This window comes from Litorivivens sp., from assembly GCF_057445395.1.
The window spans coordinates 1-12,817 of record NZ_JBVBUV010000091.1; the positions used below are offsets into that span (position 1 = coordinate 1).

13 protein-coding genes are annotated in these 12,817 nt (G+C 54.0%); 11 read left to right on the plus strand and 2 right to left on the minus strand.

Annotation, left to right across the window (positions count from 1 at the left end; genetic code table 11):
• From aroA to AC222A_RS17325, 10 genes are all read left to right on the plus strand, one after another.
• Positions 1 to 1,246, plus strand: a 1,246-nt coding sequence (aroA, locus tag AC222A_RS17280; RefSeq protein ID WP_486775331.1) for a 3-phosphoshikimate 1-carboxyvinyltransferase, incomplete at its 5' end; no start/stop codon positions are given.
• On the plus strand, positions 1,243 to 1,923 hold the full coding sequence (gene cmk / locus AC222A_RS17285; RefSeq protein ID WP_372748922.1) for a (d)CMP kinase: 681 nt from the start codon (positions 1,243 to 1,245) through the stop codon (positions 1,921 to 1,923). The genes aroA and cmk, both read left to right, overlap by 4 nt.
• A gap of 158 nt (positions 1,924 to 2,081) precedes the next feature.
• Positions 2,082 to 3,758: a 30S ribosomal protein S1 gene (gene rpsA / locus AC222A_RS17290; RefSeq protein ID WP_372748921.1), complete on the plus strand. Its 1,677-nt coding sequence runs from the start codon at positions 2,082 to 2,084 to the stop codon at positions 3,756 to 3,758.
• Positions 3,759 to 3,896: 138 nt separating this feature from the next.
• Positions 3,897 to 4,190 (plus strand): integration host factor subunit beta, encoded by a 294-nt coding sequence (ihfB, locus tag AC222A_RS17295; protein ID WP_372748920.1) that lies wholly within the window; start codon positions 3,897 to 3,899, stop codon positions 4,188 to 4,190.
• Between the two features lie 70 nt (positions 4,191 to 4,260).
• A complete protein-coding gene (locus AC222A_RS17300) occupies positions 4,261 to 4,560 on the plus strand; it encodes a lipopolysaccharide assembly protein LapA domain-containing protein (RefSeq protein WP_372748919.1) in 300 nt (99 codons plus the stop codon).
• A 2-nt stretch (positions 4,561 to 4,562) separates the two neighbouring features.
• Positions 4,563 to 5,768: a lipopolysaccharide assembly protein LapB gene (gene lapB / locus AC222A_RS17305; protein ID WP_372764231.1), complete on the plus strand. Its 1,206-nt coding sequence runs from the start codon at positions 4,563 to 4,565 to the stop codon at positions 5,766 to 5,768.
• Positions 5,769 to 5,810: 42 nt separating this feature from the next.
• On the plus strand, positions 5,811 to 6,515 hold the full coding sequence (gene pyrF / locus AC222A_RS17310; RefSeq protein ID WP_372748917.1) for an orotidine-5'-phosphate decarboxylase: 705 nt from the start codon (positions 5,811 to 5,813) through the stop codon (positions 6,513 to 6,515).
• A 90-nt stretch (positions 6,516 to 6,605) separates the two neighbouring features.
• Complete coding sequence (locus AC222A_RS17315; RefSeq protein ID WP_372748916.1) at positions 6,606 to 6,884, plus strand: ComEA family DNA-binding protein; 279 nt, start codon at positions 6,606 to 6,608, stop codon at positions 6,882 to 6,884.
• A gap of 129 nt (positions 6,885 to 7,013) precedes the next feature.
• On the plus strand, positions 7,014 to 7,982 hold the full coding sequence (locus AC222A_RS17320; RefSeq protein WP_372764233.1) for a DHHA1 domain-containing protein: 969 nt from the start codon (positions 7,014 to 7,016) through the stop codon (positions 7,980 to 7,982).
• Positions 7,983 to 7,986: 4 nt separating this feature from the next.
• The gene (locus AC222A_RS17325) at positions 7,987 to 9,759 is read left to right on the plus strand and encodes an SLC13 family permease (RefSeq protein ID WP_372799440.1); all 1,773 of its coding nucleotides are present in this window, start codon (positions 7,987 to 7,989) and stop codon (positions 9,757 to 9,759) included.
• A 2-nt stretch (positions 9,760 to 9,761) separates the two neighbouring features.
• Here the strand turns inward: AC222A_RS17325 and AC222A_RS17330 are convergent, their stop codons facing one another.
• On the minus strand, positions 9,762 to 10,418 hold the full coding sequence (locus AC222A_RS17330; RefSeq protein WP_372759915.1) for a TetR/AcrR family transcriptional regulator: 657 nt from the start codon (positions 10,416 to 10,418) through the stop codon (positions 9,762 to 9,764).
• A gap of 233 nt (positions 10,419 to 10,651) precedes the next feature.
• Between AC222A_RS17330 and AC222A_RS17335 the strand changes: the two genes are divergently transcribed.
• Positions 10,652 to 12,352 (plus strand): amidohydrolase, encoded by a 1,701-nt coding sequence (locus AC222A_RS17335; protein WP_486775332.1) that lies wholly within the window; start codon positions 10,652 to 10,654, stop codon positions 12,350 to 12,352.
• Between the two features lie 23 nt (positions 12,353 to 12,375).
• Here AC222A_RS17335 and AC222A_RS17340 read toward each other — a convergent pair.
• The coding region (locus AC222A_RS17340) for an alpha-E domain-containing protein (protein ID WP_372750710.1) at positions 12,376 to 12,817 on the minus strand (442 nt) is incomplete at its 5' end.

Consider the following 12,817-nt stretch of genomic DNA (forward strand, 5'->3'; position numbering starts at 1 on the left):
CGACAAATCAATTTCTCACCGTTCCATCATGCTGGGCGCTATCGCTGATGGCACTACCACGGTAGATGGCTTTCTTGAAGGCGAGGACGCGCTGGCGACTCTGAATGCCTTCAAGGCCATGGGGGTGAATATCGAAGGGCCGGAAAATGGCCGGGTCAAAATTCACGGCGTGGGCCGAGAAGGCTTGAAAGAACCGAAGGGCGAACTTTACGTCGGTAATAGCGGCACCACGATTCGCCTGCTGTCTGGTTTGATGGCGGGGCAGAAGTTCTCAGTCACTATGAGCGGCGATGTGTCGCTGAATAAGCGTCCAATGGAGCGTGTCGCCAGGCCCTTGCGTGAAATGGGTGTTACCGTGGAAACTGCCGACGGCGGTCGTCCGCCCCTGAAAATCTCCGGCAGCAATGCGCTGAAGGCGATTCACTACGATATGCCCATGGCCAGCGCCCAGGTGAAATCCTGTGTCTTGCTGGCGGGCCTGTATTCCACTGGCGAAACCTCGGTCTCCGAGCCGGCGCCGACTCGGGACCATACCGAGCGGATGCTGCGCGGCTTTGGTTATCCGGTGATTCGCCGTGGCAACACCGCCAGTCTGGTTGGCGGTCAGCGCCTGCAGGGTATGCATATTGATGTGCCGGCAGATATTTCGTCGGCGGCTTTCTTTATGGTTGCCGCCAGCATCGCGCCGGACTCTGAGTTAGTGCTGCAGCATGTGGGCATTAACCCAACTCGCATCGGCGTGATCAATATTCTGAAAGCGATGGGTGGCGATATTACCGTTGAAAACAAGCGGGAAGTTGGCGGGGAGCCGGTGGCGGATATCCGCGTGCGTTCGGCTCAACTGAGGGGAATCGATATTCCTGAAGATCAGGTGCCGCTGGCCATTGATGAGTTTCCGGTGCTGTTTATCGCCGCTGCCTGCGCCGAGGGTAAAACCGTGCTGCGAGGTGCACAGGAGTTGCGAGTGAAAGAGAGCGACAGGATTCAGGTTATGGCTGATGGTCTAAAGGCATTGGGCGTTCAGGCGACACCAACTGAAGACGGTATCGAGATTGTCGGGGGCCAGATTGGTGGCGGCGACATTGAGTGCCATCACGACCACCGTATTGCCATGTCCTTTTCGGTAGCTGCGCTGCGAGCTTCTGACCCGATACATATTCGCGGTGCCGACAACGTTGCCACCTCTTTCCCTAATTTTATTGAGCTGGCAAAGCAGGTTGGTATGTGTGTTGAGGTTGCCAAATGACAGCCCCGGTCATCGCCGTAGACGGCCCGAGCGGCTCAGGCAAGGGTACGCTGTGCCAGAAGCTGGCTCACCATTTGGGCTGGTCTTTGCTCGATAGTGGCGCGCTCTATCGCCTGGTTGGACTGGCCGGGGTCAAGCACGGCATTGGGTTGGATCAGGAACAGCCACTGACGCTACTGGCGAGGGATCTGGATGTGCGCTTCGAACCCGGTGCGGAAGGTGAGCCCACAGCTGTCATCCTCGAAGGTGAAGACGTAAGCGACACCGTGCGCAGTGAATCAACTGGTGAGCTTGCCTCGCAAGTGGCTGTTTTACCTGGAGTTCGTCAGGCCTTGTTGGGGCGTCAGCGAGCGTTTGCCAAGGCGCCTGGGCTGGTCGCCGATGGTCGTGATATGGGTACGGTGGTGTTTACCGACGCCGACCTGAAAATCTATCTTACCGCCAGTGCCGAAGAGCGCGCCGATCGACGGTATAAACAGTTGATAAATAAGGGTGAAAGTGTTAGCCTTGCCGCCCTTTTGGAGGACATCCGCGCTCGAGATAAGCGAGATTCCGAGCGGGAACTGGCCCCCTTAAAGCCTGCTGAGGACGCTGTAATCATTGATAGCAGTGGCCTTGGCATAGATGAAGTTTTTGACCGCGTTCTCGCCGCTGTGCGTGAGCGCGGTTTACTTTAGTGGTTTGTTGTTCTCAGGAACACGAGCTGCTTTTTTAGTAAGTGTCGAAGATTGTGTGACTCCAGCTGGCACCTTTCTTTGGCCGAACCCATTGACCCGCATAAGCTGGATGTGCGGCGAAAAATCGGCAGATTCCCTGCCCCATAGGTAAACGACACATGAGCGAAAGCTTTGCAGAACTTTTTGAAGAGAGTTTAAAAACCATCGACATGCAGCCCGGTTCCATCGTGACCGGTGTTGTTATCGATATCGACAGTGACTGGGTCACTGTGCACGCTGGTCTGAAGTCTGAAGGCGTGATCCCCCGCTCGCAGTTCCTGAGCGACGCCGGCGAATTCTCGCTGGAAATTGGCGACGAAGTACAGGTTGCACTGGAAAGCGTTGAAGACGGTTTCGGTGAGACCCGCCTGTCACGTGAAAAAGCCAAGCGTGCGGAAGCCTGGAAAGATCTGGAATCTGCGTTCGCTCATGAAGAATCCGTTACCGGTGTGATCAACGGTAAGGTAAAAGGCGGTTTTACCGTCGACATCAATTCCATCCGTGCCTTCCTGCCAGGTTCACTGGTAGACGTACGCCCGGTGCGCGATACCGCCCACCTGGAAGGTAAAGAGCTGGAATTCAAGGTTATCAAGCTGGACCAGAAACGTAACAACGTGGTGGTTTCACGCCGCGCAGTTATGGAGAGCGTAAACAGCGAAGAGCGCGAAGCGCTGCTGGCCTCTCTGCAGGAAGGTCTGGTTGTTAAGGGTATCGTCAAGAACCTGACCGACTACGGTGCGTTCGTAGATCTGGGTGGTATCGACGGCCTGCTGCACATCACCGATATGGCTTGGAAGCGCATCAAGCACCCAAGCGAAATCATCAATGTGGGCGACGAAATTGAAGTTCGCATCCTGAAGTTTGACCGCGAGCGCAACCGCGTTTCACTGGGTCTGAAGCAACTGGGTGAAGATCCTTGGGTCGAAATCACTTCACGTTACCCGGAAGGCACCAAAACCAACGCCCGTGTTACCAACCTCACTGATTACGGCTGCTTTGCTGAAATCGAAGAAGGTGTTGAAGGTCTGGTACACGTATCCGAAATGGATTGGACCAACAAGAACATTCACCCCTCCAAAGTTGTACAGGTAGGTGACGAAGTTCAGGTTATGGTTCTGGATATTGACGAAGAGCGTCGTCGTATCTCTCTGGGCATCAAGCAGTGTCAACAGAACCCCTGGGATGCATTTGCTGCCACTTACAGCAAAGGTGACAAGATCAGCGGTGCCATCAAGTCCATCACTGACTTCGGTATCTTCATTGGTCTGGAAGGCAACATCGACGGCCTGGTTCACCTGTCAGATATTTCCTGGCACGAGACAGGCGAAGAAGCCGTTCGCAACTTCAAGAAAGGCGACGAGATCGAGACCGTTATCCTGTCTATCGATCCCGAGCGCGAGCGTATCTCCCTGGGTGTCAAGCAGCTGGAAGACGATCCGTTCTCCAACTACGTGAACCTGAACGACAAGGGCAGCATCGTTAAAGGCACCATCAAGGAAGTTGATGCTAAGGCGGCTGTAGTGGTTCTGGCGGAAGAGATCGAAGGCATTCTGAAAGCCTCTGAAATCAGCCGTGACCGCGTGGAAGATGCCCGCAATGCCTTGAAAGAAGGTGATGACATCGAGGTCAAAATCATCAATATTGACCGTAAAAATCGCATCATTAACCTTTCTGTCAAAGCGAAAGATATTGCAGACGAGAAGGAGGCTGTGAAGAGCCTGCGCGAGCAGGGCACAGAATCAGCCAGTCCCGGTACTATCGGCGACCTGATCAAGGCGCAGATGGACAAAGACTAAGTCCTGCAGTAACACCTGAACCAGGAAAAGGGCGCTACGGCGCCCTTTTTTGTGCCTCCTTGAGTGGTACTTCGACTAAAACCCTTGAGAAATCGGGCAGTTACTACTAATCTTGTAGCGAAATAACGGAATATCGCTATGACCAAATCAGAACTGATAGACCTGATAGCGGGTATGCAAACCCAGCTATCACACAAGGACATCGAGCTGGCGGTAAAAACGATGCTCGAGCATATGTCTGAGACATTGGCGACGGGTGAACGCATTGAGATCCGTGGTTTTGGCAGTTTTTCCCTTCATTATCGGGCGCCGCGCCAGGGACGAAACCCCAAAACAGGCGAAACGGTGCAATTGCCGGGAAAATACGTTCCGCACTTCAAGCCCGGTAAGGAAATGCGCGAGCGGGTGAATTTAGGCTTGGAGAAAAACTGATAGCCTCTGGTGAAATGAATGTAGAAGCGGTATGGTCAAATGGCCATGCCGTTTTTTTTAGGTAAAGCCCATGGGTCTCTTGAAAAAGCTTCTGTTCGTACTGTTCATACTGGCGTTAGTGTTTTTTGGCGCTGCCTTCTCGGTGGAAAACGACGCGCGAGTCCCGCTGGACCTGCTCTTCGTCAAACTGCCTGAACTGCGGGTGTCGATCTGGATCGTCGCCGCCTTTGTCGCCGGTGGCGGGGCGGGGCTGTTGATCTGTATGATTCGTTTGCTGCAGATAAAAGCCCAACACCAGGGTGTGTGCCGCAAGCTGGCAAAGCTTGAAAAAGAAGTCGCTCAGCTGCGATCGGGGTCTGCGACTTCATAACTATGCCAGACTTAAGCCAGGTGCTACTGCTAGCGGTGGCTATTGCTATCGGGTGGTCGCTTGGCCGCTGGAATCGCCAGCCACGCGACAGTGGTGGTTCCGACGATGCCCAGCCCAGTACCCAATACTATCAGGGGCTGAACTTCCTGCTGCACGAACAGCCCGATGTGGCGATCGACAGTTTCGTAAACTCTCTTGAAGTGAATCGCGATACGCTGGAAACCCATCTGGCCGTTGGCACCTTGCTGCGTCGAAAAGGGGAGGTTGATCGGGCCATACGGATTCACCAGAACCTTCTGGCACGGCCCAATCTGGGTGGAGATCAGTTGCATCAGGTACATATGGAGCTGGCGCGCGATTATATCAGTGCCGGCTTGCTGGATCGGGCCGAGCGTATGCTCAAGGATCTGGTGCAGCAATCCCCGGGCTGGAGAAGCACTGCTCTGCGCCACTTGCTGGAGATCTACCAAGACGAAAAGGAGTGGGACAGCGCTATCGACGTTGGTAAACAGCTGGTGCCGAAAAAGGGCTGGTTGCGCCCCGGAGCCGTGGCTGACGACGATATTTTTCGGTGTCTTGCGCACTTCTGCTGCGAAAAGGCTGACATTGCCTATGCGACCAATGACTTCCACTCGGCTCGCAGGGATCTGAAGCAGGCGCTGAGCTACGACCGCAATTGTGTACGTGCCACCATCACGCTCGGGCAGCTGGAGCTCGATAGCGGTAACACACAGGCCGCGATCAAAACCTTCAAGCGAGTGTTTAACCAGAACCGGCTATACCTCAGTGAGGTGCTGGAGCCGTTGCATATAGCTTATCGCAAGCGTGGCGAGGAGATGGAATATCTAAGCTATCTCAGGGCTTGCTATGAGGAGTATCCCAGCAGCTCGATACTGCTCAAATTGGTTGAGTTGATCGACAAACACCAACCGGATGAGCAGGCCGAAGTGTATCTGGCGGAGCAATTAAAGCGGCGCCCCACACTGCGTGGGCTGCTGCAGGTGATAAACTTCCAGGCGCCCAAAGCCAGCGATTCCGCGCGGGAAAATTTGACCGTGTTGCAGCGTATGTTGACCGAATTACTGGAAGCCAAGCCAACCTACCAGTGTGATCACTGCGGATTTGCCGGTCATCAGCTGCACTGGTTGTGCCCAACCTGCAAGCACTGGGGGCGAACAGCGCCTATTCGCGGCGCGGAAGGTGATTGAGCGGCATTAACCGAACCCATAGAGATTTTCAGGAGTAGTACGTTGTCAGAGTTATCCCCCATTATCGTCGCCTTGGATTTTCCGGCTTCTGGACCGGCATTGAGCCTTGCAGAGCAGTTGGACCCTAAGCTGTGCCGGGTGAAGGTCGGGAAGGAATTGTTTACCCGTGAAGGGCCGGTACTGGTCAAGGCCTTGGTAAATGCCGGTTTTGATGTGTTTCTCGACCTGAAGTTTCACGACATCCCCAATACCGTCGCCGCCGCCGTGAGCGCAGCAGCTGAGCTAGGTGTGTGGATGGTTAATGTGCATGCCAGTGGCGGGCCGCGAATGATGGAGGCAGCGCGCGCTGCATTAGAGCCACTGGGCGAAAACGCACCCTTGTTAACGGCGGTAACCGTACTTACCAGCATGGAACAGGCAGAATTGATGCAGGTGGGCGTTAGCCGGGCGTTGGAAGAGCAGGTTAGCGAGCTCGCGGTACTGGCAGAAAATTGCGGTATGGATGGTGTGGTGTGCTCAGCGCGTGAGACGACCATGCTGCGCAAGGTGATTTCCGCTGACTTTTGCCTGGTAACACCGGGTATTCGTCCACTCGACAGCGAGCAGGGTGATCAGCGGCGGGTGGCAACGCCGTCACAGGCGATAGACAGTGGCAGTGACTACCTCGTAATTGGCCGGCCAATCACCCGCGCGGAATCGCCAATGAATGCCTTGAAACAGATTGCTGCAGAACTGGGCTACCGCTAAACTGATTGGGCCGCAACGGCACTGAAATTGCCAGCCCTGAGGCTGGCAAGTCTGAAGATGTAACTTAAATACGACACAAAGGAGTGTGTTATGAAATTGCCAGTATGGCTGCAAAGCCTTTTCCTTTCTCTAGTTCTCATCAGTGGTTTCGCCTTCGGGGCCGATGCACCCGCGACCGTCAATATCAATTCTGCAGACGCACAAACACTCGCTGAATCCCTGATCGGGGTTGGTGAGGTGCGTGCGCGAGAAATTGTTAAGTGGCGTGAAGCGCACGGTGCTTTCTCGTCGGTTGAGCAACTGGCCGACGTGAAGGGTGTCGGCGCTGTGGTTCTGCAAAAGAACCGCGACCGTATCGTTCTGAAGTAACAGGTGCGAAACAGGGAAGCCGCCTCAGTGCGGCTTTTCTATTGCTCACCGTAACCCAAACGGTTGTTGGGCGAGGTCAGGGCGCTATGCTATTCTGTGGCGGTTTTTTACAGTGATAGGGAAAGAATGATGGCGGCGTTCGATGTTTTTAATGGCGATGCTGATGGTATTTGCTCACTGGTGCAATTACGCAACGCCGAGCCGCGGGATGCTCAACTGATTACGGGTGTTAAACGAGACATTGAGCTGCTGGATCAGGTGACCGCCGGTGCGGGTGACCAGATCACTGTCCTCGATGTATCCATGGACAAAAACAAGAAAAGCCTGATGCGTGTACTTGAGCAGGGAGCGTCAGTCTTCTACTCGGATCATCATTTTGCTGGTGACATCCCTGAGCATGCCAATCTGACCGCGCTGATCAATACCGCGTCGGATGTTTGTACAAGCCTTTTGGTGAATGGGTATCTGCAAGGACAGTTTGCTCAATGGGCGGTCGTCGGGGCGTTTGGCGACAACCTGAAAAAGAGTGCGCTCGCGGCAGCTAAACCGCTGAACCTGAATGCGCAGCAGCTTGAGCAGCTGGAGAATCTCGGGATCTACATCAATTACAACGGCTATGGCTCTCAGCTCGAGGATTTGCACTTTCACCCGGCGGATCTGTACCGGCAGGTAGCGGATTACGCATCGCCATTTGATTTTATTTCCGACAACCGCGCAGCCTTCGAAAAGCTTGAGCAGGGCTACCAGGCGGATATGTCGGCCGCTGCCAATATTGGCCCGCAATCGGTAACGGATTCGGCGGCCGTGTTTGTGTTGCCCAATGAAGCCTGGGCTCGACGGGTTAGCGGTGTTTACAGCAATGATCTGGCCAACGGTAGCCCGGATCGGGCTCACGCTGTGCTGACAGTTAAGGATAACGGTAATTATTTGATCAGCGTGAGAGCGCCGCTGAATAACAAAACCGGTGCTGATGAGCTGTGTCGGCAGTTTCCCACTGGCGGAGGCCGTGCTGCGGCTGCCGGTGTGAATGATTTGCCGGCGGACCAGCTGAGTCAGTTCGTCGACCAGTTTACCGACTTCTTTACCCACCGAGTGTAGTTCGGTGCTTGGCCCTGACGCTATTGCCACGCTGCTGGTTATTGCCGGCTGCTTCAGTCTGCTGATCACGACCCGCCTACCCGCCGATATGGTTTTGCTGGCTGGCGTTGCTGTGTTGGTTTTTGCCAATATTCTCACGCCTTCGGAAGCCCTGGCGGGCGCTGCCAGTGAAGGTCTGGCCACGGTTGCGGTGCTGTTTGTGGTTGCCCAAGCCTTGTCGGACACCGGCGTAGTCAGCTGGATATCCTATAACCTGCTGGGACGGCCCAAAAATGTAGCCAGCGCGCAACTGCGACTGATGGCGCCCGTGGCCGTGTTCAGTTCAGTGCTCAATAACACACCGGTTGTGGCGATGATGGTGCCCGCCGTGCGCGACTGGGCGCGACGCAACAATATTTCCAGCTCCCAGTTGATGATTCCGCTGAGCTATGCCGCCATTATCGGGGGCACCTGTACGGTGGTGGGTACCAGTACCAATCTGGTCGTCAACGATATGCTCAAGAGGCAGCCGGGGGTGGATGGCCTTGCCCTGTTTGATCTGGCCTGGGTGGGTATACCCTGTACGCTGGTTGTTCTGGGGCTGACTATTGCCACCAGCCGTTGGCTGTTACCGGACCGCAAAGGTGAGGCCCAGCGCTTTGAAGACGCGCGGCAATATGTGGTGGAAATGCTGGTGGAGCCGGGTAGTCCACTGGTGGGAAAAAGCATTGAAAACGCCGGACTCCGCCAATTGCCGGGCATGTTCTTGATAGAGATTGATCGCAAGGGGCGTATTCTGACGGCGGTGTCGCCGCGTGAAACACTGGAAGGCGATGACCGACTGATTTTCGCCGGTGACGTGCGATCCGTGGTTGACCTTAAAAATATTCATGGTCTGCGCGTGGCTGATGATCAGGTGTTTAAGCTCGATACCCGGCAGTCGGCCCGCAGTTTGGTGGAAGTAGTGATTTCGCCGAACTTCCCCTTTGTGGGGAAGAGCGTGCGCGATATGGGGTTTCGCAATCACTATGGTGCTGCGATTATTGCCATTTCCCGTGATGGCCAGCATTTGAAAACCAAGATCGGCGGGGTAGAGTTGCGTCCGGGGGATACGCTGCTACTGGAGACCCACGAAGATTTTGTCGAAAATCAGCGTTATTCCCGCGATTTCCTGCTGGTTAGCAAAATTGAGAACTCCCGGCCGGTTCGTCATGAGCAGCGTGGTACCTCAGGCTTTATTCTGCTGGGAATGGTCGCGGTGGTAGGCACCGGCTTGCTCAGCATGTTTAAGGCGGCTTTGCTCGCGGCGGCCATGCTGGTGCTGACGCGCTGTGTGCGAATACGCGACGCTCGACGCAGTATTGATTGGGAAGTGTTACTGGTTATCGCCGCGTCGATTGGGCTCGGTAGCGCGATGGATAAAACCGGCGCAGCACAAAGTATCGCCGAAGTGATTATTGGAGCATCGGCGGGCTCGCCGGTGGGCTTGCTGATTAGTCTGTTTGCATTGACAGCAGCTTTTTCCGCCGTGATTTCCAATATGGCTGCTGCGGTCATTCTGTTTCCTGTGGCCATTGCCGCGAGTCAGGGCTTGGGGGTGGCGCCAGAGCCGCTGGCGGTTACCCTGATGATTGGCGCGTCGACCTGTTTTGCAACCCCGATCGGTTATCAGACCAATCTGATGGTTTACGGTCCAGGTAACTATCAGTTTCAGGACTTTGTGAAAATCGGTGTGCCGTTGACGTTGGCGGTAGGGGTTGTGACTGTATTGATTGTCCCGCTGATCTGGCCGTTCTGACCCTAGCGAGAATTTCTCATGGTGTTTTTCTTCAGGCTGTCGAAGGTTTTTGTTGATTCCTCGCGGCTTGCTGTGCGCCCAAGTGCCATGATGGCCTGTAACTGATTGCGCAGGGTCTCGTGGTTTTTGTAGGGGTACAGGCGAATAGACAGCATCATGACGCCCAGAAAGCCTTTCAGGCTTTCTAAATCGACTACATTGCCTGTTGTATAACGATAGTTCTGATAGGGCTCGTCGAGAATTTTTGCAAAATGGCGTTCAGCTTCGTCGCTGGGAAAATAATTGACCATTCTTCCTGCATTTGGGCCAGACACCAAATCTGAGGCTCTGTTTCGGGCTGTGAACTGTTGTGCAAAGCAAAGCAATTCCTCCACCAGGCGGGGGAAGTCGTTGCGATATCGCAGGGTTTCCTCATACATGCGCTCAAAAAAATCTCCCTGCCGTTTGTTCAGCAAGCATTGAATGATTTCATCGCGGCTATCAAAGTAACGGTATATGGTAGGTCGGGAAACTTTGGCTTGTTTTGCAATTTCAGAAATCGTGGTTTTATCGACCCCTTTATTGGTAACCACGTGGTAGGTGGCAGAAAGTATATGATTTCTCGCCTGATCCGGGTCATCCAGTCGACTTCTTTTGCCCCATCGTGTCTCGCCTGCCATGGCTCACCTCATTTTGCGTTTCTAGGTAGAGTTTAAGCGAAAATTATTACGCCTGTCAGCCAAAATGAACGGAAAATAATGATTAGAAATTAATTGGTTACACGGTAGAAACCAATACCATTGTAGTCTGCTTGAGGTAAAGTATTGTGTTACGCGGTATGTCATAGTGCACGTTTAGCACTTTCAAGACATATTTAAAGCGTTAGATTATCGGTTGTGTGGGCGGAGATACTATGAAGCGGCTGGGTGGTTTATTGGTAATCATTTTAGTGCTGGTAGTGATACTGATTTCAGTGCTCATGCGGGTTCGGCCGCCGTTGCCGCAGTCTCAATTATTTGTGAACGCCAACATTATTACGATGGACACGGCGCAGCCCCAGGCCGAAGCCATGCTGATTGAGCGGGATCGCATTGTCTGGGTAGGCAGCAACGCGGAGGCTGAAGCTTATCGAAGCTCGGCAGAGCGTGTGCTGAATCTCCAGGGCATGACCATTATCCCGGGGTTTATTGATGCGCACGGTCACTTCCCAGGTTCCGGGCTGACCGAGTTTGCCGCAGATCTTAATAGTCCCCCTATTGGCGATGTGAAAAGCATTGGTTCACTGCAGTCGAGACTTTCGGCGTTTGCCGATGCAAACCCCGATGGCTGGATTCTCGGTATTGGCTATGACGATAGTCTGTTGGCGGAAAAACGCCATCCAACCCGCGAAGATCTCGATGCGGTATCGAAAGATCGTCCGGTCTACATCCTCCATATTTCCGGCCACATGGGCGTTGCAAACTCCGTGGCCTTGGCGCTGGCGGGTATCGATAACACGACGCCCGACCCTGAAGGTGGTGTCATTGTTCGCGATAGTAGCGGCAACGCCACTGGTCTGTTGAAGGAAACGGCTGGCACCCAATTGCAAACGCTGGCTATGGATTTTTCGGCGATAGATTTCATGGAAATGATCGATAGCGCCGCAGCGGAGTATTTACGCGTTGGTGTTACAACTGCCCAGAGTGGAGGGGTCGACAGCAGGATGCTCTCGGGGTTGTCGCTTGCTTCTAAATTGCGGCGTATTCCGCAACGTCTCGAACTCTGGCCCATATGGCAGACGGTGGGCGAGGCACTCGTTGCGGGTGAAATGAAACTTAACCCAAAGCCAAATGACTACCTTTCTATAGGCGCGATAAAAATCATTGCCGACGGGAGTATCCAAGGCTATACGGGTTATCTGTCGCAGCCATATTTTCATCCGCATCACGGCGATGAAGATTATCGAGGGTTTCCTGTGGTGCCGGCACAGCAGCTGGCTGAGCAGGTGTTGGCAGCTCATAGTGCAGGCTATCAGCTGGCGATTCACGGTAATGGGGATGCGGCCATCGATATGATTCTCGATGCTATAGAAAAAGCGCAGCAGGCGGTTCCGCGTGAGGATGTCCGGCACATCATTGTCCACGCGCAAATGGCGCGACATGACCAGTTGGCGAGAATGAAAAACTTGGGTGTAACGCCGACGTTCTTTTCGGCCCATACTTATTACTGGGGCGATCGCCATCGTGATATTTTTATGGGGCCGGAGCGAGCAGCGCGCATGAGCCCAGCACGTTCGGCGCAAGCGTTAAATCTGCGCTATAGCATTCATCTGGATACACCTGTGGTGCCAATGAATCCTATGCTGCTGGTGTGGAGTGCGGTTAATCGCGTCAGCGCTTCGGGCGCCGAAATTGGGCCTGAGGAAAAGGTGTCGGTCAGCGATGCACTTGCCGCGACGACAATCGACGCAGCGTGGCAGATTCACCGTGATCATGAGTTGGGCTCGCTGACAGCCGGAAAACTGGCGGACCTTGTGGTGCTCGACCGCAATCCACTGACGGTGCCCGCGTTAGCGTTACGTGACATTGAGGTCGAACAGACCTATGTTGGCGGTCGCCTTTATTATCAGCGATAGAACCGACCGCCAGTATGCATAGGTTAAGGTTGGGTTTGCGCTGTACCGTTACTGATTCGGCCACTCAGAAAATACTGCGCGTTTAACACACCGTGCACTTCATCTAGTCTGATCTGCAGCAGGTCGATAAAAGAATGAAGTTCTTTCTGGTTGAAGACACTGATGTCAGTGTCCTGAAGCAGCATTTTTACCTGATTGACGCGCGCCATCGGCTTTTTCGGTTCTGGCAACTTTTCCATGCAGCGCGCCAATTGGTCAACGCAGAATAGAATAGAGCGGGGGAAAATGTCGGATTTGAAGAGGAAGTTCACCACATCCTCACGACGTACCCGAACATGCATGGTTTGCCGGTACATCTGGTAGGCGGTGAGCGATTTCAATACGCTCATCCACTGAATATTTTCAAACGAGCGTGATTCGAGGAATTCTTCGGACAACAGGTTAGCTGAGCGCACATCAATAATA

Coding starts and splice junctions, on each gene's coding strand:
- cmk (WP_372748922.1), top strand. CDS start 1,243: ATGACAGCCCCGGTCATCGCCGTAGACGGCCCGAGCGGCTCAGGCAAG.
- rpsA (WP_372748921.1), top strand. CDS start 2,082: ATGAGCGAAAGCTTTGCAGAACTTTTTGAAGAGAGTTTAAAAACCATC.
- ihfB (WP_372748920.1), top strand. CDS start 3,897: ATGACCAAATCAGAACTGATAGACCTGATAGCGGGTATGCAAACCCAG.
- AC222A_RS17300 (WP_372748919.1), top strand. CDS start 4,261: ATGGGTCTCTTGAAAAAGCTTCTGTTCGTACTGTTCATACTGGCGTTA.
- lapB (WP_372764231.1), top strand. CDS start 4,563: ATGCCAGACTTAAGCCAGGTGCTACTGCTAGCGGTGGCTATTGCTATC.
- AC222A_RS17315 (WP_372748916.1), top strand. CDS start 6,606: ATGAAATTGCCAGTATGGCTGCAAAGCCTTTTCCTTTCTCTAGTTCTC.
- AC222A_RS17320 (WP_372764233.1), top strand. CDS start 7,014: ATGGCGGCGTTCGATGTTTTTAATGGCGATGCTGATGGTATTTGCTCA.
- AC222A_RS17330 (WP_372759915.1), bottom strand. CDS start 10,418: ATGGCAGGCGAGACACGATGGGGCAAAAGAAGTCGACTGGATGACCCG.
- AC222A_RS17335 (WP_486775332.1), top strand. CDS start 10,652: ATGAAGCGGCTGGGTGGTTTATTGGTAATCATTTTAGTGCTGGTAGTG.